This is a genomic window from Yersinia mollaretii ATCC 43969 (assembly GCF_013282725.1).
GTDB lineage: Bacteria > Pseudomonadota > Gammaproteobacteria > Enterobacterales > Enterobacteriaceae > Yersinia > Yersinia mollaretii.
In genome coordinates, this window is record NZ_CP054043.1 from 412594 (window position 1) to 436060 (window position 23467).

The following is a 23467-nucleotide window of genomic DNA, read 5'->3' on the forward strand; positions in this document are numbered from 1 at the left end:
CATGAATGTATCATTAACTACGCAAGAGTTAATCCGCGAAAAAATGCTGGCAAATATTGATATAGATAAGGTGGAATATCTTGTTGATGATTACAGTAAGCTTATTGAGCTACTTTCAAAAACTTTCTATGCTTTATTTAGTGATAACAAGTATAAATTAACGACCCAAGAGCAGGAAAAATCAATTGAGATGATATCTGATGAAATTACTGGATTTGGGCCGCTCAGAGAGCTAATGGAGGATGAATCCATCAGTGATATTATGGTCAACGGCCCTGAAAAGATATTTATTGAGCGCTATGGGTTAATAACCTTAACCAATCGCCGTTTTATTAATAATACGCAGTTGACAGATATTACCAAACGCTTAATGCAACGAGTGAACCGCCGTATTGATGAAGGTAGACCTCTGGCCGATGCTCGCTTAATTGATGGTAGCCGGATCAATGCAGCAATCAGCCCTATAACCTTAGATGGAACATCACTTTCCATTCGGAAGTTTAGTAAAAATAAACGAAAATTAGAAGATTTAGTCGACATGGGTGCAATGAGCAGTGACATGGCTAATTTTTTAATTATTTCAGCCAGTTGTCGGGTCAATATTATTATCTCTGGTGGCACTGGCTCAGGTAAAACAACATTACTCAATGCGCTATCAAAGTATATCTCTGAAAATGAGAGAGTGATTACCTTAGAAGATGCGGCTGAGCTGAATCTTGAACAACCGCATGTTGTCCGAATGGAAACACGGCTCGCGGGTGTGGAAAATACCGGGCAGATCACCATGCGAGACTTAGTGATTAACTCACTACGTATGCGCCCCGATAGGATTATTATTGGTGAGTGTCGTGGTGAAGAAACATTTGAAATGCTCCAAGCAATGAATACCGGTCATAATGGTTCGATGTCCACACTACATGCGAATACTCCTCGAGATGCCATTGCCCGACTGGAGAGTATGATCATGATGGGGCCAGTTAATATGCCCATTTTTACTATTCGTCGTAATATTGCATCTGCTATCAATCTTATTGTTCAAGTCTCACGGATGAATGATGGCTCACGAAAAATACGTAATATTAGTGAAATCATGGGGATGGAGGGAGAAAATATTGTCTTACAGGATATTTTTTCATTTAAGCCCATTAAAGAGCGGGATCAACAGGGAAAAATTCAAGGGGAATTTATCAATCATGGGCTATTGAGTCGCTCCTCTGTAAGGGTAAATTCCGAAATATACAATTTATCAAATGAATTAAGTAGCATTTTCTCCATGGTGGAAAAATGATCTATTACATAATATTATCATCCGGATTTTTGTTACTGATGTTAGGCAGTCTAGAATGGATTAAAATAAAGAAGTCTATTGGTTATACTAAGAAAAGGCAGTTAAGAAGCGACAGTATTTTTATTGTTTTACCTAAAAAAATATTTTCAGAATGGATTCGATATTTATCCTCCATCATTAAGGATAAAAACAAGATCCACATGGTTATTCCGGTGTTATATTCTATTGGTGCTTATTCAGCAAATATCTATTGGCTTCATTTTAATAGCATTATTATTTTAATTTTTATATTAACAAGCATTATCTTCTTTCAGTTAAAAATATCACGAAAAACACATCACACTCTCTTTAAGCGGGATCTGCCAGAAGTTATTTTAATGATAAATATGGCAGCAAGCAGTGGTGCAAGTATAAATCAAGTATTAGAACGTTGCGGGAATGAGATCAGTGGCCCATTAGGCGATGAGCTTGACCTTATTTGCCGAAGATTGAATTTGGGCGAATCACCGGAAGCTGTTTTTAATGATGCTTATCAGCGTTTTCTTTACCCTGAGTTCTATTTTCTTATCACCATCATTTTGCTTAATCTCCAACAAGGAGGACAATTAAGAGAGCTGATTAGTCGATTATCTCAGGTGATAAATAAAAACAAAACATCTGAGCAAAAAAAAGCCGTTATGACAGCTCAGACTCGAATGTCAGTCAATATTATATCCTTAATGCCACTGGTATTTTCTACTTTGCTTTACTTTCTTGATCCAGCCACTATGGAATCTATGTGGAATCATCCTATGGGTAAAATGGTGTTTTATTATATTATCCTCAGTGAAGTAATTGGAATAACCATAATAAGAACTATGCTTGGGAAGGCGCTATGAAAATATCTCTATTCATCGCATTAGTGATTTTTGTTTTTGCGCTTTTACTAAAGGTAAAATCAAGATCGAATAAAGTAGAAGTATTTCACAAAATCAATAATAAAGAAAAAAAACAAGGTCGTAAAAAAGAAGAGATAACTCAAGAGAAAGATCTTGTTAATTTTATGGAGTTGCCTTTTCTACTTTCTAATATTTTTTATTTTAAGTTATTGACCATCTCTATAGCCCTTGTAACAACTGCTGCATTGGTATTAACAGATATGATGACTGTCAATCTAAAAAACATAGCGACTGTGGGATTGATTGTTCTGATAGCAATATCATACCTCCCAAAAATGATTATAAAAAAAATTATCACAAAAAGAACTGAATCCATCCTGAAATCACTGCCATTTTTTATCGATATTACTGCAGCCTGTGTTCAATCAGGAATGACAATAGACAATTCGTTGAGTTATTCAGCAAAAAAATTCAAATTAATCAATGCCGATATCAGTTTTATCATGCTTAAAATGACCAAGCGAGGTGAAATAAATGGATTAGAGAGTGCAATTAAGGAATTACATCAGTGCACCACGGCAAAAGAAATAAGAATGTTTTGTAGTGCATTACAATACAGCATCAGTTTTGGCTCTACCGTTTACGACCAACTGACTAAACTGTCTCAAGATATAAGAGAAATGCAGTTATTAGTCACAGAAGAAAGAATCAGTAAATTATCGGCAAAGCTGACAATACCACTATTTCTCTTTATTCTAATACCTTTTATCGTATTAGTTATATCACCTAGCATTTTGGAGATAATTACCTATGTACAAAATAATTAAAACTGCTATCACTATTACGATCTTTACTGCTCTATTAAGTGGTTGTACGTCTAACAAAAGTATGAGCAGAGATGAATTATCTCATCGTGAGAATATTTTACTTAAAGCAAATAATTACGGTGGGCTAATTACGTTATACCGCAATGAATTAAAATTAAGAGAGGATGACTCAACCAGATTAAAGTTAGCCAATGCCTACTATCTTGCTGGCGATAGTAAATCATCATTATATTATTTGCATCCCATAGTGAATAAAGAAAACGAATCTTTCTATCTATTGCAAGCTAAGAATCTTATCAATAACGATGATACTATTGCTGCCCAACTTGCCGTGAGTAAACTACTCATTATTTCGCCCAATAATGCTGAAGCACATAACTTGAACGGTATCATATTGGCCAATAGTGGGGAGACAGATAAAGCTGGAGCCGCTTTTGACAAATCACGCGCCTTGTTTATTGCTGACGAAACGGCCATGAACAATCTCGCGGTTGTCGCTATGCTTGATGACTGCTATACCGATGCGGTGAGAATACTGTTACCCGCCTATCTGGCAGGGAAAAGGAATCATTTAATGGTGCATAACTTGATATTTTCACTGATCCAGCTAGGCGACATCCAGTATGCCAAAAAGATAATCGTTGCTGAAAAGTTAGCGGAAAATCCTGATGAATTGGTATTAGCGTTGAGTCAGGTAAGCCAACTCAGCCAAGAAAAACTGAGTCATAAAGGAGCCTAATGCACGTGATGAGATTCCGATTTTTCCGCTCAAATACAGGTTCTGTGACAGTTGAATTTTCTATCGTCATCGTCTTGTTTATTTTTACGTTACTGTTCTGTTCAGAAATAGCTCGTTTGTTTTATATCTCTGCCAGTCTGGATCTAGCGGTTTCAGAGGCAGCAAAGTCAGCCAAAAATAAAGAGCAGAGTGACAGTAAAGACTATCAGACACTATTCCGTGAAAAATTAATTATACATCAAGGTGTTTTGGGAGCTTTTATCACAGCAAACAATGCTGTTACCGCGAATGTAAAATTCAGTAATACCATATCAGATATTATTAATAACAATATGAAGTCGACAAATAGAAATGAAACATTGGCTAGTTATACAGTACGTTACACTTATAAGCCTATTTTTTTTCCCATCCCCTCTCTCTGGGCTAATAATTTATTATCTCGCGAGGTGATTTTTGTACAAGAAAATTAATCATAATAATTTTATTCTCAACCGCTGTGGGGCCGTCATTGTTGAGTTTGTTTTTGTGGTTTTCATTATCACTCTGCTGATAAAGGTGTTGATTACCGTCGCAACACACCAATCAACTGTCGGTAAATTAGATCGTATCTCATACTCTATCACCGGAATCGTCAGGGAACGAGGAAGATTATACGGGGGTAATGAAAAACTATCTCAAGCACAATATAATGAATTAACAGCACTGACTAAAAAGATGCTATCAGATTCCGGATTGTCCAACAGAAACGTTACGATGAAAATAGAGAGTTTAAGTTTTGCAAACGCTACGGGGTTAAAAGAACCCGATACCCATAATAGTCCAGAATATTATTCAGGCAGCTGTAAACCAACCCGATCACTCAAAGATATGGCACAATTATCACCCTACAGTAACTCAGGCCAATGGGTTCCTCTGTATCAGGTGACATTATGCTTATTGCCTACAGCATCTTGGTACAACACACTCTTTAACCAAGGGGGAAACTCGATTCCTATAAAATCATCAGCAGTGACTATTGAGCGCTAACAGCTAATCTAGATGGATATTATGTATAGGATATTTATGCTAAAAAATAGATCTATTCTCCGTAAATACGGCTTACTCTCTCTCTTTATTAAAAATGACAAAGGGGCGATTTTGTTGCCTTTTGTTATATTCTTACCTATTTTTATTGGTCTGCTATTTCTGTCATTTGAGATTTCACAATTTTTACAAAAAAAGGCCAAACTCTCTGATGCTATTGAGCAAGCGACACTCGCTTTGACTGTTGAGAATAATGATATTCCTGATGCGAATCAGAGCCAGAAGAACCGTGATTTGGTCACTCATTATGCGACTGCCTATTTGCCGTCAGAGAAGTTTTCAACGCCCATAATCGATATTAGCAATAATAAGGGTCATCTGCTCTACAAAGCAGAGACAACCATGAGTTACCCGGCCCAGTTCTTAGCCAACAGCCCGCTCGCGAATACTAAAATAAGCATAGCCGATAGTGGGGCCGCCAGAAAAGATGTGGCAGTAGGCCCGTCGGAACTCACTGATGTAGTGTTTGTGGTGGATTACTCATCCTCAATGATAAATCCTTTTCATGGAACTTATGGCAGTAGATCAAAGATAGATGAATTAAGAGATATATTTTACAAGTTGAACGGAAATATATTAAAAAATGACAATATCAACACTATCGGATTTATCCCGTTCTCGTGGGGAATTAAAAAGATTGTAGGCACTGGACAGCAATCTAAAACATACTGCCACTTTCCCTACGCACCTATAAAACATAAATCCACTGGTGATTATCTTAGGCAATACACTGCATCCAATTTAAAACAATTTCTAGCACCTGAAAATTTTAATTATGTTGATAACATTGAATATGGAGAACTCAGCAATAGAAACAATAGGGTAAACTATCTTAAAATAAAAGATGAAATAAGTCACAGCAAGTCAAATTTAGCTAATGAATTTATGATTAAGACTCACTACATTAATAAATATTATATAATAAGCAACATCCTGACAAGTAATATTGATTATGATAAAACAATTAATTTAATGTCTAAGAAATATAAATCCATCGATATTCCTATTGATGACGTTCTTGATGGTAATATTTGTTTGAGTTCTTCAACCACTTATTCTCTGGAGTTTAATAAAGTTAGTGATGAAAGTATCACTGAATCTCTTGCAACAGAACCAGTCGGCCTGACACTAGTCAGTTCTGGAATATTAGCCGCCAATAATTTGTTCAAAGAAGCCAATGATAAAAACAAAAAACTAATGATCGTTCTTTCTGACGGCGAAGATTCAGATAATACCACTACTTTTGATAAGGACGGAAATTTAATAGCAGTTGATGATTATATTAAGAATGATGAAGATAGAAAACCCTTTCGGATTACTAAGAATCTTATTGACAAAGGAATGTGCGAAGCCATTGCGGCTAATAAAATTAGAATGGTCTTTATTGCTATTGGATATACACCTGTGAACGATGCTTACTCACCGACTTATATTGATTGGGAGAAGTGCGTCGGCAAAGATAACTTCTATCTGGCAAAAGATGCCCATGAACTGGAGGCCGATCTTCAACAAGCATTAGGAGGGGAGAATATCCGTGATGTGGGCCGTAATACGCCTAAACATTGATCTCAGGCGCGGTCGCATTCACCACCGCGCCTGTTGCAGGCTATTTAGCGCCACCAGCTTCCATACCGACTAATCCCACCTTGAGATAACCTGATTTACGCAGCGCATCCATCACGCTCATCAAGGTTTCATAATCCACCACTTTATCCGCTTGGAAGAAGATGGTGGTCTCTTTGTTGGATTGGGTCACTTTATCCAGTGCCATCGCCAGAGAATCGCGATCAACCTGTTTGTCACCGACATATAACTGGTTATCCGCTTTCACCGTCAGGAAAACCGGCTTCTCTGGCCGTGGTTGCGGCACCGCTGAAGATGCCGGGAGATCCACTTTGATATCAACCGTGGCTAATGGTGCTGCCACCATAAAGATAATCAGCAATACCAACATGACATCAATGAAAGGCGTCACGTTAATTTCGTGCAATTCGCCACTTTCATCGAGGTTATCATTCATCCGCATCGCCATAAATCACCCCGCACGCAATTGGTGAGGTTGCTTAGCGGACTTTGCTTCCGTGCGGCTGCTCAGGTCAAGGTCACGGCTTAACAGCAGTAACACCTGCGCCGCAACATCACCCACTTGCGCACGATAAGAGCCAATCAAGCGAGCAAAAATATTGTAGATAACCACCGCAGGGATTGCCGCAACCAGACCTAATGCAGTTGCCAGCAGGGCTTCAGCGATACCCGGTGCAACAACCGCCAGATTGGTAGTCTGCGAATGGGCAATGCCGATAAAGCTGTTCATGATGCCCCAAACCGTACCAAACAACCCGACAAAGGGGGAGATAGCGCCGATAGTGGCCAGGAAACCATTGCCTTTGCCCATTTGGCGGCCAATCGCGGCGACCCGACGCTCTAAACGGAACGCCGTACGCTCTTTAATGCCATTGTTGTCATTCGATTCTGCCGACAGCAAACGCTCGTTCTGCGCTTCACGCAGCAATAGGCTGCTGATGCTATCTGGGGCAAAGACCTCTGCACGCTCGGATGCGGTATCCAGATCGGTGACGGCACCAATGACTTCATGCTCTTGTAGTAAGCGGCGACGGGCGCGGAATAGTTCGGTGCCCTTGGAGAACAGAATGGTCCAAGTGACGATTGACGCCAACACCAAACCGATCATGACACCTTTAACCACCACGTCAGCATGTTGATACATTCCCCAGACAGATAAGTCCATCGCCAGCCCTTGTGGGGCGGGGGCCGTTATCGGCTGAACCATGGGAGCTGGGCTTGCTTCAGCGTTTGCTGCGGTAGCAGCCACGGAGGTAATTTCTGGTGCAGGTAGTGGTGTCGAGGTTGCCGTTGTTGGTGTCGTCACGGATGAAGCCACTGCACTGCTGTTGCCGGGTGCTGCTTGTACATGGCCCGTTAAACCCACCACCAGCAATAGTGCCATCACGCCTGTCATCACTCGGCCTTGCACGAATGATCTATCTTTAATCTCTTTGCCAGCTGTTTTCACGCTGTGCCTCCACCCAATATGCATATCAATTTAAGGACGAAATCAGGGGCCGATCATACCAAACAAATGGGGGATTGATAGTAATTATCATTAGTGTTTACGCCGATTTTTTGAGAAAAAATGAGAAATCTCCGGATATCAGTCACTACGCGGCTTAATGGGCAGGATTGAGCGGCTAGCTGTACAGCGGGAGTGACATTAATTGTAAAGTTGAGAAACCGATTGATTGAGTGCCATCATCTCTGCTCAGGATGAAATCTCCTCTCGCCGATGATTCCTTAATAAATCTCCCATTTCGCAACTTTCGCAGCATTTTCCTATGATTAACCCATAGAAAACAGCGGGTCACCCTCTTGAGTTTTTTTCATGCTAAAAGCTGCGCTCAGGCCACAACCATCATGTTAACGTAAGAAATAATTTCCCCTATATATGCTGGCCAATGAATCGAGGGCATAGCTGATAAGAAGGTAACAACGAAATCATGTCTGCAAATAAACCCACCACCGAAAAACTGGAAACACTGCTGGTCAGCGCGGGCAGAAGCAAGAAATTCACCCAAGGCTCGGTCAATACCGTGATTCAGCGAGCATCGTCTCTGGTTTTCGACTCCGTTAAAGCGAAAAAACAGGCCACCATTAATCGGGGAAATGGCGCACTATTCTATGGCCGCCGAGGCACCCTCACCCATTTCTCCTTACAAGAAGCGATGACTGAACTGGAAGGAGGCGCGGGCTGCGTGCTCTATCCTTGCGGAGCTGCCGCGATCAGCAATGCGATTTTATCATTTGTTTCAGCGGGCGATCATGTGCTCATGACCGGTTCAGCCTATGAACCGGCTCAAAGTTTCTGCGATAAAATTTTATCGCGCATGAACGTCACCACCACCTATTTTGATCCGACGATTGGCGCTGGGATAACCGCCCTGATTACACCAGAAACCAAAGTCGTTTTCCTTGAGTCCCCCGGCTCCATCACCATGGAAATACAGGATATTCCGGCGATGGTAAAAGCGATCCGCGCCGTCGCACCTGAGATGATCATCATGATGGACAATACTTGGTCGGCCGGTGTGCTGTTTAAAGCATTGGATTTCGATATTGATATCTCGATCCAATCAGGGACGAAATATATTATTGGTCACTCTGATGCCATGTTGGGGATCGCAGTGGCGAATGCCCGATGTTGGGAGCAACTACGAGAAGACTCTTATTTGATGGGGCAGATGGTCGATGCGGATACCGCCTACCTTGCCAGCCGAGGGTTGCGCACCCTGAGCGTTCGCTTAAAACAGCATGAGAAAAACAGTATTGAGATTGCTCACTGGCTGGCTCAGCGCCCAGAAGTGGCGGCGGTCTATCACCCTGCACTGCCGAGCTGCAAAGGTCACGAGTTCTATCTGCGTGACTTCACGGGCTGTAACGGTTTGTTCTCCTTTGAACTCAAAGAGGAGTTAACACAGTCGCAGTTAGAAGCTTATCTCGACCACTTCACCCACTTCAGTATGGCCTTCTCATGGGGCGGTTTTGAGTCCTTGATTCTGGGCTATCAACCCAAGGATATCCGCGCCATTCGCCGATATGAGGCCGAAGGAATTAAAGGTACGTTATTCCGTCTGCATATTGGTCTGGAGAGTGTTCAAGATTTGCAAGATGACTTGACGGCAGGGTTTGAGCGCATTAAAACAGTGCAATAACGGGTTCTGATCTTCATGCGCGGTCGCAATCTCCGCGCATTAATCCTCTCTTACAAAAATAGTATCAATGGCGCGTATATATCCCCTCAAAAATTCAGTTATTGAGGATAAGATCAATGTGGTTCAGCGCCAATGCAGATACACTAGGTCGGTCCCCACCAATATGAGTTCTGACAAAGATGAGTCCTTGCAGACCATATCCTCACACGATAGGCAAACAGGAATAGAAATGGATGTATTACGCGAAATCCTTCATGCCTTATGGCAGCAGGATTTTAGTAAACTTGCCGACCCGAATGTGATTTGGGTTATTTACGGCATTCTCTTTACCACCCTATTTTTAGAAAACGGTCTGCTGCCGGCTTCTTTCCTCCCCGGTGATAGCTTGTTGCTATTGGCGGGGGCATTAATTGCCAAAGGCGTCATGGGATTCTTACCCACCATGATCATTCTGACCATTGCGGCCAGTCTCGGCTGTTGGCTGAGTTATCTGCAAGGGCTGTGGTTAGGCGATACCAAAGTGGTCAAAAGGTGGCTATTACAGTTACCGGTGCATTATCGTCAGCGCGCCCACACCCTATTTGTGCGCCATGGTCTGGCGGCCCTGATTATTGGCCGTTTCCTCGCTTTTGTCCGCACCCTGTTACCCACACTTGCCGGGATTTCGGGCCTGAATAGTGCGCGTTTTCAGTTCTTTAACTGGCTCAGTGGGTTGCTTTGGGTTGGCAGTGTTGTCGGGTTGGGCTTTGCCCTCAGCCAAATCCCCTTGGTTAAGCATTATGAAAATCAAGTCATGACCGCCCTGATGATTTTACCTATCGTTTTGCTGCTGGTCGGTTTGGTCGGCACACTGGTTCTGGTGTGGTGCAAACGTAAAAGCGTCACTGAATAGCCAGACAGTTAACCTCAGTTAGTGCGCAGTTTGGCGACCTCTTCGCTAGGGGTATGGCCGAAATAGCGTTTAAATTCCCGGCTAAACTGTGAAGCACTTTCATATCCCACTTTGTTTGCGGCGGTGCTGGCCTTTAGGCCGTCGTGTAACATCATCATCCGCGCGCGATGCAACCGATAAGTTTTTAGGTATTGCAGCGGAGACGTATTGGTCACCGCTTTAAAGTTGTGATGAAACGCCGAAACACTCATGTTCACATCGGCCGCCAACTGCTCGACATTCAGGTTATCGGCAAACTGATGCTCAATCCGCCGGAGTGTTTTGGTGATCTGATTGAAGTGCCCGTGGCGGTTGACCAACGCCTGCAAAGCACCGCCACACTGACCGCACAGCACATAGTAGAGAATTTCACGCACAATTTGTGGGCCAAGCACTCTGGCATCACGGGGTGTGGACATCACATCCAGCAACCGCTCGGTGGCGCACAACATCTCATCTGTTAGCACTGACGAGTTAACGCCCGAAGCATTGCCGAACGGTTTATCCAGTTCATCATCACCGATATCTATCAGTAAATCCTGTAGCATCTGGCTATCTATATGAATGGAGATCCCTGCCAGCGGTATCTCTGGGCTGGCGAAGGTTTCACATTCAAACGGCAGTGGCACCGTCAAAATCAGGTAGTTTTTGGGATCGTACCGAAACACCTTACTGCCCAAATAGCCGACTTTATGCCCCTGAAATATAATCACCACACTGGGGGTGTACATTACCGGAGTGCGCGGCTGATGAACGGTGGAGTACAGAATTTTCACCCGTGGTACGGCAGAAGGGGTTAAACCATTGCCCTGAGCCAGATGGGCAATCTTCTCAGCCATCAGCGCTTGAATATCGTTAACCTCTACCATTGTGCTCTCACCTGCTTCTGTTATCTGGGGCAATCTATCATCGAAAACGATCTGACATAAATTGTGCTCTATTTGTCACATTTTCTACAGTGCTTTGGAGAAATAGGCAAGAGCAAGGCAGGAATGTGCATTGAGCTATGGCGCTAAGTTGCCGACAATGGCTGACAATAAAATCGACAACACTGGAAGACAAATCATGCAAAACTTCACCCTTCATACCCCGACTAAAGTGCTGTTCGGTACTGGCCAAATAGCGCAATTGAACAAAGAAATTCCTGCTGATGCCCGTATTCTTATTACCTACGGTGGTGGCAGCATTAAGCAAAATGGCGTGCTGGATCAAGTCCATGACGCACTGAAAGGCTTTGATTTCCTAGAGTTTGGCGGCATTGAACCTAACCCAACCTATGAAACCCTGATGAAAGCTGTGGAGCTGATCCGGGCAGAAAAAATCAACTTCCTGCTAGCTGTGGGCGGTGGTTCAGTATTGGATGGCACCAAGTTCATAGCTGCTGCCGTCAACTATCCACAAGATCCATGGCACATTCTGGAAACCACAGGCAGCGATATCAAGGAAGCACTGCCGATGGGTTCAGTACTGACCTTACCGGCCACCGGCTCTGAAACCAACAGTGGTGCAGTGATCAGCCGTCGCAGCACCGGTGATAAACAGCACTTCTTCTCACCCCATGTTCAACCCCTGTTTGCCGTGTTGGACCCGGTGGTTACTTACAGCCTGCCGCCACGTCAGGTCGCTAATGGGGTTGTCGATGCATTTGTGCATACCATCGAACAATATCTGACCTACCCGGTTGATGCGAAAGTACAAGATCGCTTCGCGGAAGGGCTGCTATTAACCCTGATTGAAGATGGCCCGAAAGCCCTGACCGATCCAGAAAATTATGACGTGCGCGCCAATATCATGTGGAGCGCCACCATGGCACTCAATGGCCTGATTGGCGCAGGTGTGCCGCAAGACTGGGCGACACATATGCTGGGCCACGAACTGACAGCGCGTCATGGTCTTGACCATGCACAAACACTGGCGGTGGTGTTGCCTGCTCTGCTGGTTGCCAAGAAAGAACAGAAACGTGCCAAGCTGCTGCAATATGCTGAGCGTGTCTGGGGGCTGCGAGAGGGGAGTGAAGAACAGCGCATTGATGCCGCCATTGAAGCGACTCGCCATTTCTTTGAAAGCATGGGTGTGGCGACGCGTCTGTCCGCCTACAAACTGGATGGCAGCTCTATTCCCGATTTAATCAAAAAATTGGAAGAGCACGGTATGACCCAACTTGGCGAGCATGGTGATATCACACTGGCGGACAGTAAACGTATCTACGAAGCTGCGGTCTAATAAAAAGGTGTAATAGAATCGGCGATAGCAGATTCTCTCTCATGACTGAAGGCATTACCCTGATGCAATGTCTTCAGTCATCCGCTTAATCATTATTTTCACCTATCTTATTGGCGATATATTTATTTATTACTAGGCTTTGGACTGTTACCACATTACCCCCCTATCTCAGTGGCAGGTCAGCGCCGACGATAGACCGACTCAAATTTGATGGCTTCCCGCACGTGATAAATACCAATCAAGCTAATTAATATGATAATCACGACTAAACTTACACTATCGGTCACCGGGCTGAAACAGCTCAGTTTGTAAGCTAAGGAGATACACATGGCGACGCAACCCATTATCAAACTGCACGATGGAAACCTCATGCCGCAGCTTGGCCTCGGAGTTTGGCAGGCAACGATTGAAGAGACACAGCTTGCGGTCAGTAAGGCATTAGAGGTGGGCTATCGGTCAATCGATACCGCCGCTATTTACAAAAATGAAGTGGGTGTCGGCAAGGCACTAAAAGCGGCAGGCGTCCCCCGCGATGAGCTATTTATTACCACCAAATTGTGGAATGACGACCAGCGCTACCCAAAACAGGGGCTGAAAGAGAGCTTGGAGAAACTTCAGCTCGATTACGTGGATCTCTATCTGATCCATTGGCCCGATCCAGCGCAAGATCGATACGTCAGTGCTTGGCGTGAGCTGATCACATTAAAAGAGCAGGGTTTGGTCCGCAGTATTGGTGTCTGTAACTTCAACATCCCTCATCTGCAACGATTGATTGATGAAACCGGTGTTGCCCCAACCCTCAATCAGATTGAGCTGCACCCGCTGCTACAGCAGCGCCAGCTACATGCCTGGAATGCCACTCACCATATTGCGACCGAATCTTGGAGCCCCTTGGCACAAGGTGGCGAAGGTGTTTTCGATCAAGCGGTGATCCGCCAGCTCGCGCAAAAATACAACAAAACACCGGCACAGATCGTGATCCGTTGGCACCTTGATTGCGGGCTGATTGTTATCCCAAAATCGGTCACCCCTACGCGCATCAGAGAGAATTTTGAGGTGTTTGATTTTAAGCTGCATAAAGATGAACTGACGGCGATTTCGAAGCTGGATTGCGGTAAACGATTGGGGCCAGACCCAGATATTTTCGGATCTGACCACTGATTTCAGCCCTATATTTTCAGCTAATGGGGCTTGCCTTTACCTTTGCTCATGCCCGAAGACTTATTCACCGGCGCTCTGTTTGCGCCGGTTTTGCTGCCTGATGACTTAGAGGCTGTCGGATTAGTGGTTGATTGCGGTTTCTTACCCGCAGGTGCAGCAGCGGCTCGACTCCCCGGCTGGCGCTGGCGGGTAATTGAGGTGTGCTTAGTCAGCGCAGGCGTATGATGGCGCAGTGCGCGACGGGCTTCGCGCTGCTCTTCGATCGTCGGTGCTGGCACCAAACATTCACGACGGCTACCAATCAGATGCTGTAGCCCCATATCGCCTAATGCATCGCGAATCATCGGCCAGTTAGCCGGATCATGATAGCGCAGTAATGCTTTATGCAACCGACGCTGGCGATCGCCTTTCGGCACCACCACATCCTCACTTTTGTAATCGACTTTCGACAGCGGATTCTTACCGGTGTAGTACATGGTGGTGGAGTTCGCCAGCGGAGAGGGGTAGAAGTTCTGCACCTGATCCAAACGGAAGCGATTTTTCTTCAGCCACAGCGCCAAATTGACCATGTCTTTATCTTCCGTCCCCGGATGGGCGGAGATGAAATAGGGGATCAGATACTGCTCTTTACCCGCCTGCTTAGAGTAGGTATCAAATAGCTCTTTAAAGCGCTGATAGCTGCCCATGCCCGGTTTCATCATTTTGGAAAGTGGCCCTTCCTCAGTGTGTTCCGGTGCTATTTTCAAATAGCCGCCGACATGGTGGCTGGCTAATTCTTTGATATAACGCGGATCTTCAACTGCCAGATCGTAACGCACCCCAGAGGCTATCAGGATCTTTTTAATCCCCTTCAAATCACGCGCCCGGCGGTACAAAGAGATAGTTGGCTCATGGTTAGTGTCCATGTGCGGGCAGATCTCAGGATAAACGCAAGAGGCACGGCGGCAAGTTTGCTCAGCACGTGGTGATTGGCAGCGCAGCATATACATATTTGCTGTCGGGCCACCCAGATCGGAAATAATGCCGGTAAAGCCAGGCACTTTGTCACGAATCTCTTCGATTTCACGAATAATGGAGTCTTCCGAGCGGCTCTGAATGATGCGCCCTTCATGCTCAGTGATAGAGCAGAATGAACAGCCGCCGTAGCAACCGCGCATGATATTGATCGAGAAACGGATCATGTCATAGGCTGGGATCGGTGATTTGCCATAAGCGGGGTGCGGCACGCGCTGATAAGGTAGCGCAAAGACACTGTCCATCTCTTCCGTGCTGAGCGGAATCGCTGGCGGGTTAATCCAGATGTAGCGGTCACCATGTTTTTGCATCAAAGCCCGCGCACAACCGGGGTTAGTTTCATGATGCAAAATCCGTGACGTGTGTGCATATAGCACTTTGTCTGCCTTCACTTTTTCGTAAGAAGGCAGCAGGACATAGGTTTTTTCCCATGGCTTGGGTTTCGCGGCACGCACCGTGATCGGTTTAGCTTCGGGTTCAGGGATATCATTGGTCGCACACGGCAGATCGTCGCCATAGGGATTGGGGATGGCCTCAATGCGCCCAGGGCTATCCAGACGAGTAGAATCCACCCCACTCCAGCCCGGCAACGCCGTTTTGCGCATCACCACCGTGTTACGCACATCCTGAATATCAGCAATTTTCTCCCCCGCCGCCAGCCGATGAGCCACTTCAACCAGTGGCCGCTCGCCATTGCCGTACACCAACATATCCGCTTTCGCATCCACGATAACTGAACGGCGCACGGTGTCTGACCAATAATCATAGTGGGCAATACGCCGCAGACTGGCCTCGATGCCACCGAGTAGTACCGGCACGTGGCTATAGGCTTCTTTGCAGCGCTGGCTATACACCAATGTGGCGCGATCTGGCCGCTTACCGCTTTGGTTATCAGGGGTATAAGCATCATCGTGACGCAATTTTCGGTCAGCGGTATAGCGGTTGATCATCGAGTCCATATTCCCGGCAGTCACACCAAAAAACAGATTCGGCTCACCGAGGCGCATAAAATCGTTTTTGTTGGTCCAATCCGGCTGCGCAATAATCCCCACCCGGAAACCTTGGGCCTCTAACATGCGGCCAATGATCGCCATCCCAAAACTGGGATGGTCAACATAGGCATCACCGGTGATGACAATGATATCGCAGCTGTCCCAGCCCAATATGTCCATCTCCTCCCGTGACATCGGCAAGAATGGCGCAGTGCCGTAGCATTCAGCCCAATATGGCTGATAAGAAAACAGGTCACGCTCTGGTTGGATCAGGCTGGTACTCATGGCAACACTCTTTGAATTGGGGAAAGTTGAGGTGGTTCGGGTTAAGAAATCATCACCGGGCGGCGATTATACGCATTTATCCATGGGAAGAGGAAGGATATTGGTGAATCAGAGCCAGTTTCGGTTGATATTGGGTTCAGGTGTTCGGTTCGGTTGACATGAGATTGGGTGGTTGGTTTGGTGATTGGTTTGGTCAATCTGATCAGCCAATCACCTAACCCGAACCCTACTTAACCCACTATTGGCGCTGCCACCGTCACCAACTGCCCCGCCGACCCGCGATCCGCCATTTCTAGCGTCTGGCTATGGAACAAGAACGGGAAGTGCTCCGAGGAAACCTGATTGAAATAAACCAGCAGCTCGACATCACCATCAACCCACACGGTATCCTTCCAACCGCGATCTTCAGCCATCGCCGCAGCGCCGTTGACCTTCTTCACCAAGAAGGAAACGCCTTGGATATGAAATGCTTGCGGCATATCTGCATGTAGCGTCCAGCGCTCCCAAGTACCTTGTTGCGCCTGAGCATCAACTCGGCCCATATCCCAGATAACCCCATTAATACCGGGCAAGTCATCCCCTAAACGGAACTCGCGGGAACGAATCACATTACCATCCAGAATCTGATCCGCGAGCAGACGCATTGGCAGATTATCGGTCACTAATGGCAGTAACCCAGTAGGCTTTAAGGTCAAAACCAAGGTGGAGATCAAAATACTGGATGGCTCAAATAAGCCACGAAGACGATCCATAATCCCGGCAGAATCCCCTGCTGTAATGGAGACTTCACTGCCTTGCGACATATCAATCACCACCTCACGCCGTTCACCGGGCGCGAGCGAAAGTTGCTGTACCGCCACCGGAGCAGGCAGGAACCCTTGGTCACTGGCGACAACATGTAGCGGGCGGCCATCACTGAGTTGCAAGGTGTAACGGCGGGAGTTAGAGGCATTGAGCAAGCGTAACCGCACCCAACCACGGGAGACCTCAACAAACGGACTTTGCACCCCGTTCACCAGCAGCGTATCACCGACAAATCCCCCTTTGGCAGGCGGGTCATATTCCGGTACACCAAAGTTATCCAGCCGCTTGTCTTGAATAATAATCGGGAAATCATCAACGCCGTAATGGCTCGGCAACGGCATCGCTTTACTGATTTCATCTTCCACCAGCCACATGCCAGCCAGCCCGTTATACACATGCGGTGCCATGCGGTTAGGGGTATTGGCATGATACCAGCAGGTCGCTGCCGGTTGTCGCACCGGCAATACCGGAGACCAATCAGCACCAGGCGTAATCATGCGTGCGGCACCGCCCATCAATGTACCGGGAACTTGCAACCCGCTGATCGTCATGGATACCGGCTCAGTCAAACGGTTGCTGTAGATGAGTTTGACGTCATCACCGCTGAATACTCTGACGGTCGGCCCCAGATACATGCCATTAATCCCCCAAACTGCGGCTTTCTGACCGCCGCTGAATGCCCAATGCGCCCGCTGTAAGGTCAAAAACAGGGGTTGACCGCGACGGGACTCCAGTAAGGGTGGAACAGGTAGCGAGGGTTGTTGGGTACTATTAGCCTGTGCCCTCAATGGCAACGAGCCAGCACCTAGCGCTAAGCCCGTGGCCTGAATGAACTGGCGACGACTGAGTGACATATCTTCTCCGTGAAAACCACAATCAAATCTACTGCAAAATTTTGCCTAACTGCGAATAACGCTGAAGGACGGCAAAACGCTCACGACCCGAGTCGCTTAAATAAAAATCCAAAACTTAACTTCACCACCATTTGCCACCGCCACAATTCGCTTTAATCTAAACTGAGGTCAATCACCCAAGCCAACGCCCCATCACTTGCCCGCAGCAGAAAATCGGTTATTTTTCAGTTGCGGTCTGTTGTGCCTCTTGGGCAATTTCGGCGTCGAGTTGCTCAATCTTAGCCAACATCAAATTGCGGCAGTGCTCAGATAACTCACGCACCCGCTCTTTGCCATAACCCGTGGTATCAACGGGTGGCATGATTTCTACGATGACTTTGCCATTTGACCAACGATTTAAGTTGATATTATTGGTACTGGAGACACAGATCGGCACAATTGGTACGCCCGCAGCGATAGCGGCATGAAAAGCACCGGTTTTAAAGGGCAGTAAACCACGGCCACGGCTGCGGGTGCCTTCAGGGAACATCCAGATGGAGACATTCCTTTTTTTTACCTGTTCGACAACCTGAGCGATAGTGCCATGCGCCTTGGCGCGGTTATCGCGATCGATCAATAGATTACCGGTCAGCCAGTATAGCGGGCCAAATAATGGCACCCACAGTAGACTCTTTTTACCCACCGTAACCGTACCGGACTGAACCACATTCGACATGGTGACCATATCGTAATTATTTTGATGGTTGGCGATATAAATGCAGGTGCCGTAGTCGGCTGCTTCTTTAGGAATGCGTTGCTCAACCGTAATACCAAACAGCACTGACATTCGGCCAAACAGATGGGCGAACGTCGCGAGATTACGTGGGTTTCGCGGCCTGAATAGGCAATAAATCGAACCAAACACACACACTAGAACACAATATAAAACGGCCAGTACCGTGCGCAAAATTAATAGCATAACACCCTCTTAAACACTAACTCTTAGACACCTAATCGACGCTAGTATAACGGCTTCGTTACAAAAAACCGCGCTGATTCCTTGCCATAATGATGTTACGCGACAGCGCGCGCAAAATGCGCGCGCCATTCGTTACATTTACCGGCTGATGCCTACCTGAAATGCCAACGATGCTGAATATTATACTTCGCTATCGGTTGGCATTGCTCGTGCTGGAGCATCAATTTCAACGCGATCAATGCGTTGCAACCCACGAGGCAGTGGTGAGCCTTTCCGGCCACGTTCGGCACGGAATTTCTGCAAATCTTCTGGTCGCAAAGTTAGCTTACGTTTACCAAAGTGAAGCGTCACTGAGGTTTGAGGCGGTAAGACAAACAGCCATGCCAGACGATCTTCGCCCGCTGCGGCTTGCGCGCCAGGAATTGAGACTATCTTGTTACCCTTACCTTTTGATAACTCAGGTAAATCGGCAACTGGGAACATCAACATACGCCCAGCAGCAGTGATGGATAATAGCATGTCATCCGGCCCATGAATCTCTAATGGCGGCAGGGCCTTGGCATTCTCCGGCAAGGTAATCATCGTTTTACCGGCGCGGTTCTTGGCAACCAAGTCATTGAACGTACAGACGAAACCATAGCCTGCATCCGATGCCATCAATAATTTCTGGTCATCCGGGGCCATCAATACCTGTTCGATGGTCGCGCCCGGTGGTGGTGTCAGTTTGCCCGTCAGAGGCTCCCCTTGCCCACGCGCGGATGGCAGCGTCAGTGGATCTAACGCATAACTGCGGCCAGTCGAGTCAATAAACACCACTGGCTGGTTACTCATGCCGCGTGCTGCGGCACGGAAGCTATCCCCCGCTTTATAGCTCAATCCGCCCGGATCAATATCATGGCCTTTAGCACTGCGCACCCAGCCCATTTCAGACAGCACAATGGTGACCGGCTCAGAAGGCACGATATCATGATCGCTCATAGCCTTAGCTTCAGCGCGCTCAGTCAACGGTGAACGGCGGTCATCGCCATAAGCCGCTGCATCAGCCTGAATCTCTTTCTTGATCATGGTGTTAAGTTTGCGTTCTGAGGCTAACAATGCCTGTAACTGATCGCGCTCTTTGGCTAACTCATCTTGCTCACCACGAATCTTCACCTCTTCCAGCTTGGCTAAATGGCGAAGTTTCAGTTCGAGAATCGCTTCAGCCTGTGTTTCAGAGATGGCAAAGTGCTGCATCAGCAGCGGTTTTGGCTCATCTTCGGTGCGGATGATATGAATAACTTCATCGATATTCAGGAAGGCAATCAATAAGCCTTCCAAAATATGCAGCCGCTTCAGTACCTTTTCTAAACGGTAATTCAAGCGGTTACGTACCGTTTGGCGGCGGAATACTAGCCACTCCGTCAGGATCTCCAGCAACCCTTTCACGGTCGGGCGATGATCCAGACCGATCATATTCATGTTGATGCGATAGCTTCTTTCCAGATCGGTGGTGGCAAACAGGTGGTTCATCACTTGATCCAGATCGACGCGGTTGGTACGCGGAACAATCACCAATCGAGTAGGGTTTTCATGGTCAGATTCATCGCGTAAATCTTCAACCATGGGCAACTTCTTGGCGCGCATCTGGCTGGCAATCTGCTCCAGCACTTTGGCACCGGAAACTTGATGCGGTAACGCCGTAATGACCGCGCTGCCATCCTCTTTCTTCCATAATGCCCGCATACGCACAGAACCACGGCCATTTTCGTAAATTTTACGAATCTCATTACGCGGCGTAATGATCTCAGCTTCCGTCGGGAAATCAGGCCCTTGCACGAACTCCAGCAACTCTTCGAGCGAGGTCGTCGGTTTATCGATCAGGGCAATCACGGCTTGGGCAATTTCGCGCACGTTATGTGGCGGAATATCCGTTGCCATCCCCACAGCGATACCGGTGGTGCCGTTGAGCAGAATATTCGGCAAGCGTGCAGGCAGCATTTTCGGCTCCTGCATGGTGCCATCGAAGTTTGGCACCCAGTCAACCGTCCCTTGGCCCAGCTCACCCAGCAGCACTTCGGCGTATTTGGACAGACGGGATTCGGTATAACGCATTGCCGCAAAGGACTTAGGATCATCCGGTGCCCCCCAGTTCCCTTGCCCATCCACCAGCGGATAGCGGTAAGAGAATGGCTGCGCCATCAGCACCATCGCTTCATAGCAAGCACTGTCGCCATGAGGATGATATTTACCCAATACATCACCCACAGTACGGGCAGATTTCTTGAATTTAGCGCTATTACTCAGCCCCAGTTCGGACATCGCGTAGACGATGCGCCGTTGTACTGGTTTCAAACCATCGCCGATAAATGGCAACGCCCGATCCATGATGACGTACATGGAATAGTTCAGATAGGCGTTTTCAGTAAAGGTGTGCAGCGGTAAGCGCTCTGCACCGTCATGAGTCAAATCACTCATTACTCAATTATCCTCAGACTCTGGAATGGCGATCACTGGGCGTCAGCGGATCGGCACCGCAAGTTTATTGTCGATTTCTGCCCGCGATAGTACCTCATCTGCGGGGTGACTGTCACAACCCACAGAGAATCTCGACCTTTCCCCTTGAGTCAGGCAAATTTCGGCTTTCGCACCAACAAAAGAGAGACTCATCACCCTTAATCCCCCCTTTGTTGCTTATTGAGCAAGAGTGTTGTGCATTATTGCGCATTTTTCTCTGGTGTCGTAACCGTTAGCATACTCACTATTCCGGGTTGGCTACTCTCTGCGTGATTAGAGAAATGATATTGGCCCCCGCCTCACAAGGATTACATCAATGAGTAACGTATTAATTATTAACGCAATGAAAGAATTTGCGCACTCCAAAGGCGCGCTTAATCTCACTCTCACTAATGTTGCTGTCGAATTTCTACAAGAAAGTGGTCATCAGGTTAAAGTCACCACTGTTGATCAAGGCTATGATATTGAAAGTGAAATTGAGAATTATCTGTGGGCCGACACCGTGATTTACCAAATGCCCGCTTGGTGGATGGGTGAGCCGTGGATTTTGAAAAAATACATCGATGAGGTCTTTACCTTTGGTCATGGCCGCTTGTACCAAAGTGATGGACGTACCCGCTCCGACACCACCAAAGGCTATGGCTCTGGCGGCTTAATTCAGGGTAAAAATTACATGCTTTCAGTGACCTGGAATGCACCGATTGAAGCCTTTACGGACCCTGCGCAGTTCTTCGAAGGCGTCGGCGTTGATGGCGTGTATTTGCATTTCCATAAAGCAAATCAATTCCTTGGCATGGAGCCATTGCCAACATTTATGTGTAATGACGTGATGAAACAGCCTGATATCGAAGGGGATATTAGCCGCTACCGTCAACATTTAGCCGTGCATTTTAATGGTCAGACCGCTTAATTTGACACCGTAACGCAATTTGGGGCAGCAATGATTACTGTTTTTGCAGAAATAAAAGTTAAACCGGGACGCCGTGAGGCGGTATTGCAGGCGATCGAGAAGCTTTTGCCTGCGGTGTTAGCTGAAGAGGGGTGTGGTGGCTATCGGCCGATGATTGATGTGCCAACTCAGCTCGACTGGCAGAAAAAATCGCCAGACTCCATTTTCATGCTGGAAAAGTGGCAGAGCGTCCACCATTTGGAATTGCATTTGCAGATGGAGCATATGCAGCAGCATCGTGAAATAATCAAAGATGATGTGTTAGATGTGAATATTCATATTTTGGATAACGCATAACGTATCAATCCCCAAAGTCATTGGCGCTGCCGCTAACACCACGGCGGCGTCAAGGACGAAGCCAATTGCCGCCTCGCAGCTTAATCTGTTCACTCGCATAATCAAGAAAACAGGTTATCCGCGCAGCAAGCTGCGTATTGCGGTAATACACGGCATTGATGGGTTGCCAGGTTTCCAGAGTCTGGTTGGCCATCACCTCAACTAAGCGCCCCGCCAGTTGATCCTCGCGGGTCATAAAATCAGATAATTCAACGATCCCTTCGCCCTGTAGGGCCAGTAAACGCAGAGTTTCGCCACTGGATGCCGCGAGATTGGGGATGATTGACGCCCGCCCAGCAGGCAAATGGGGGAGCGACCACTGATTCAGCGATTCCGGCTGAGTGAAGCCCAACAAACTATGGTTTGCCAGTTCATCAATGCTCTGTGGGGTGCCGTGGCGCTGGAGATAATCGGGGCTGGCGAGAATACGCACCCGACTGGCACCCAATAAACGGGCATGGATCGTCGAGTCGCGCAGTGCGCCGATACGGATCGCAATATCGGTGCGCTGTTCAAGTAAATCGATATTAAGATCGTCGGTATTTAGCTCGAGAATGATTTGTGGGTAGAGCGCCCGAAAACCGGTGATCATCGGTACAATGACGTGCTGCATAAAAGGTGCTGCCGCATTCACCCGCAACCGCCCTGCCGGTTTTAGCCGCCGCAGGGCAATCTGCTCTTCGGCATCATCCACCGCGCCGAGAATCTGCCGCGCATGACTGAGGAACAACTCGCCCTCTTCCGTCAGCTCCAGCCGCCGAGTGGTGCGACGCAGCAGGGTAGTCGCCAGTTTTTTCTCCAGCCGACTCAAGGCCCGACTGATACCGGATGTGGTTTGGTTACGCTGCTCTGCGGCTGCCGTAATCGAGCCGCAGTCAATCACCGAGGTAAACGCCTGCAACTCTTCTAACGTCACTTTCATCGA

The 23467-nt window shown here is 47.0% G+C and carries 21 protein-coding genes; 13 read left to right on the forward strand and 8 right to left on the reverse strand.

Features of this window, described 5'->3' with window-relative positions; translation table 11 throughout:
* Position 1 precedes the first annotated feature (1 nt).
* The 7 genes from HRD69_RS01765 to HRD69_RS01795 are packed head-to-tail and all read left to right on the forward strand — an operon-like array spanning position 2 to position 6381.
* Positions 2–1288: a TadA family conjugal transfer-associated ATPase gene (locus HRD69_RS01765; RefSeq protein ID WP_004874875.1), complete on the forward strand. Its 1287-nt coding sequence runs from the start codon at positions 2–4 to the stop codon at positions 1286–1288.
* On the forward strand, positions 1285–2166 hold the full coding sequence (locus HRD69_RS01770) for a type II secretion system F family protein (protein WP_032814080.1): 882 nt from the start codon (positions 1285–1287) through the stop codon (positions 2164–2166). Before HRD69_RS01765 ends, HRD69_RS01770 begins: the two co-directional genes overlap by 4 nt.
* Positions 2163–2993 carry a type II secretion system F family protein gene (locus HRD69_RS01775; protein WP_032814078.1) on the forward strand — a complete coding sequence of 277 codons (831 nt, stop codon included), beginning with the start codon at positions 2163–2165 and terminating at the stop codon, positions 2991–2993. Before HRD69_RS01770 ends, HRD69_RS01775 begins: the two co-directional genes overlap by 4 nt.
* On the forward strand, positions 2977–3732 hold the full coding sequence (locus HRD69_RS01780; protein WP_032814077.1) for a tetratricopeptide repeat protein: 756 nt from the start codon (positions 2977–2979) through the stop codon (positions 3730–3732). Before HRD69_RS01775 ends, HRD69_RS01780 begins: the two co-directional genes overlap by 17 nt.
* Entirely contained in the window at positions 3732–4202 is a 471-nt protein-coding gene (locus HRD69_RS01785) for a TadE/TadG family type IV pilus assembly protein (protein WP_032814076.1), read from the forward strand. Before HRD69_RS01780 ends, HRD69_RS01785 begins: the two co-directional genes overlap by 1 nt.
* Positions 4186–4758, forward strand: coding sequence for a tight adherence pilus pseudopilin TadF (gene tadF, locus HRD69_RS01790; RefSeq protein ID WP_032814075.1), 573 nt, complete (start codon positions 4186–4188; stop codon positions 4756–4758). Before HRD69_RS01785 ends, tadF begins: the two co-directional genes overlap by 17 nt.
* Before the next feature lie 36 nt (positions 4759–4794).
* Positions 4795–6381, forward strand: coding sequence for a pilus assembly protein (locus HRD69_RS01795; RefSeq protein ID WP_032814121.1), 1587 nt, complete (start codon positions 4795–4797; stop codon positions 6379–6381).
* A gap of 40 nt (positions 6382–6421) precedes the next feature.
* On the opposite strand, the gene exbD is transcribed toward HRD69_RS01795, so the two are convergent.
* Positions 6422–6847 (reverse strand): TonB system transport protein ExbD, encoded by a 426-nt coding sequence (exbD, locus tag HRD69_RS01800; protein ID WP_004874868.1) that lies wholly within the window; start codon positions 6845–6847, stop codon positions 6422–6424.
* A 3-nt stretch (positions 6848–6850) separates the two neighbouring features.
* Positions 6851–7849 (reverse strand): tol-pal system-associated acyl-CoA thioesterase, encoded by a 999-nt coding sequence (gene exbB / locus HRD69_RS01805; RefSeq protein ID WP_004874867.1) that lies wholly within the window; start codon positions 7847–7849, stop codon positions 6851–6853.
* Between the two features lie 481 nt (positions 7850–8330).
* Between exbB and metC the strand changes: the two genes are divergently transcribed.
* Together metC and HRD69_RS01815 are read left to right on the forward strand one after the other, a co-directional pair.
* Entirely contained in the window at positions 8331–9542 is a 1212-nt protein-coding gene (metC, locus tag HRD69_RS01810) for a cystathionine beta-lyase (RefSeq protein ID WP_004874866.1), read from the forward strand.
* A gap of 229 nt (positions 9543–9771) precedes the next feature.
* Positions 9772–10434 (forward strand): DedA family protein, encoded by a 663-nt coding sequence (locus HRD69_RS01815; protein ID WP_004874865.1) that lies wholly within the window; start codon positions 9772–9774, stop codon positions 10432–10434.
* A 14-nt stretch (positions 10435–10448) separates the two neighbouring features.
* Here the strand turns inward: HRD69_RS01815 and HRD69_RS01820 are convergent, their stop codons facing one another.
* Entirely contained in the window at positions 10449–11342 is an 894-nt protein-coding gene (locus HRD69_RS01820; RefSeq protein ID WP_004874864.1) for an AraC family transcriptional regulator, read from the reverse strand.
* A gap of 196 nt (positions 11343–11538) precedes the next feature.
* Between HRD69_RS01820 and yqhD the strand changes: the two genes are divergently transcribed.
* Together yqhD and dkgA are read left to right on the forward strand one after the other, a co-directional pair.
* Positions 11539–12696, forward strand: a complete 1158-nt coding sequence (gene yqhD, locus HRD69_RS01825) for an alcohol dehydrogenase (RefSeq protein WP_032814074.1) — start codon at positions 11539–11541, stop codon at positions 12694–12696.
* 327 nt (positions 12697–13023) lie between these two features.
* The gene (gene dkgA, locus HRD69_RS01830) at positions 13024–13857 is read left to right on the forward strand and encodes a 2,5-didehydrogluconate reductase DkgA (protein ID WP_004874862.1); all 834 of its coding nucleotides are present in this window, start codon (positions 13024–13026) and stop codon (positions 13855–13857) included.
* 20 nt (positions 13858–13877) lie between these two features.
* On the opposite strand, the gene HRD69_RS01835 is transcribed toward dkgA, so the two are convergent.
* The 4 genes from HRD69_RS01835 to parC form a co-directional block, all read right to left on the reverse strand.
* Positions 13878–16148: a YgiQ family radical SAM protein gene (locus tag HRD69_RS01835; RefSeq protein WP_004874859.1), complete on the reverse strand. Its 2271-nt coding sequence runs from the start codon at positions 16146–16148 to the stop codon at positions 13878–13880.
* A 230-nt stretch (positions 16149–16378) separates the two neighbouring features.
* Positions 16379–17806 carry a cell division protein FtsP gene (gene ftsP / locus HRD69_RS01840; RefSeq protein WP_004874858.1) on the reverse strand — a complete coding sequence of 476 codons (1428 nt, stop codon included), beginning with the start codon at positions 17804–17806 and terminating at the stop codon, positions 16379–16381.
* A gap of 217 nt (positions 17807–18023) precedes the next feature.
* A complete protein-coding gene (locus HRD69_RS01845; RefSeq protein ID WP_032814073.1) occupies positions 18024–18764 on the reverse strand; it encodes a 1-acylglycerol-3-phosphate O-acyltransferase in 741 nt (246 codons plus the stop codon).
* A 180-nt stretch (positions 18765–18944) separates the two neighbouring features.
* Complete coding sequence (gene parC / locus HRD69_RS01850) at positions 18945–21218, reverse strand: DNA topoisomerase IV subunit A (protein WP_004874856.1); 2274 nt, start codon at positions 21216–21218, stop codon at positions 18945–18947.
* A 355-nt stretch (positions 21219–21573) separates the two neighbouring features.
* Here parC and HRD69_RS01855 point away from each other — a divergent pair, with 355 nt between their 5' ends.
* Positions 21574–22167: an NAD(P)H-dependent oxidoreductase gene (locus HRD69_RS01855; protein WP_004874854.1), complete on the forward strand. Its 594-nt coding sequence runs from the start codon at positions 21574–21576 to the stop codon at positions 22165–22167.
* A gap of 30 nt (positions 22168–22197) precedes the next feature.
* Positions 22198–22503, forward strand: a complete 306-nt coding sequence (locus tag HRD69_RS01860; protein WP_004874853.1) for a putative quinol monooxygenase — start codon at positions 22198–22200, stop codon at positions 22501–22503.
* Between the two features lie 49 nt (positions 22504–22552).
* Here the strand turns inward: HRD69_RS01860 and HRD69_RS01865 are convergent, their stop codons facing one another.
* Entirely contained in the window at positions 22553–23464 is a 912-nt protein-coding gene (locus HRD69_RS01865; RefSeq protein ID WP_004874852.1) for a LysR substrate-binding domain-containing protein, read from the reverse strand.
* Between the last annotated feature and the right edge of the window lie 3 nt (positions 23465–23467).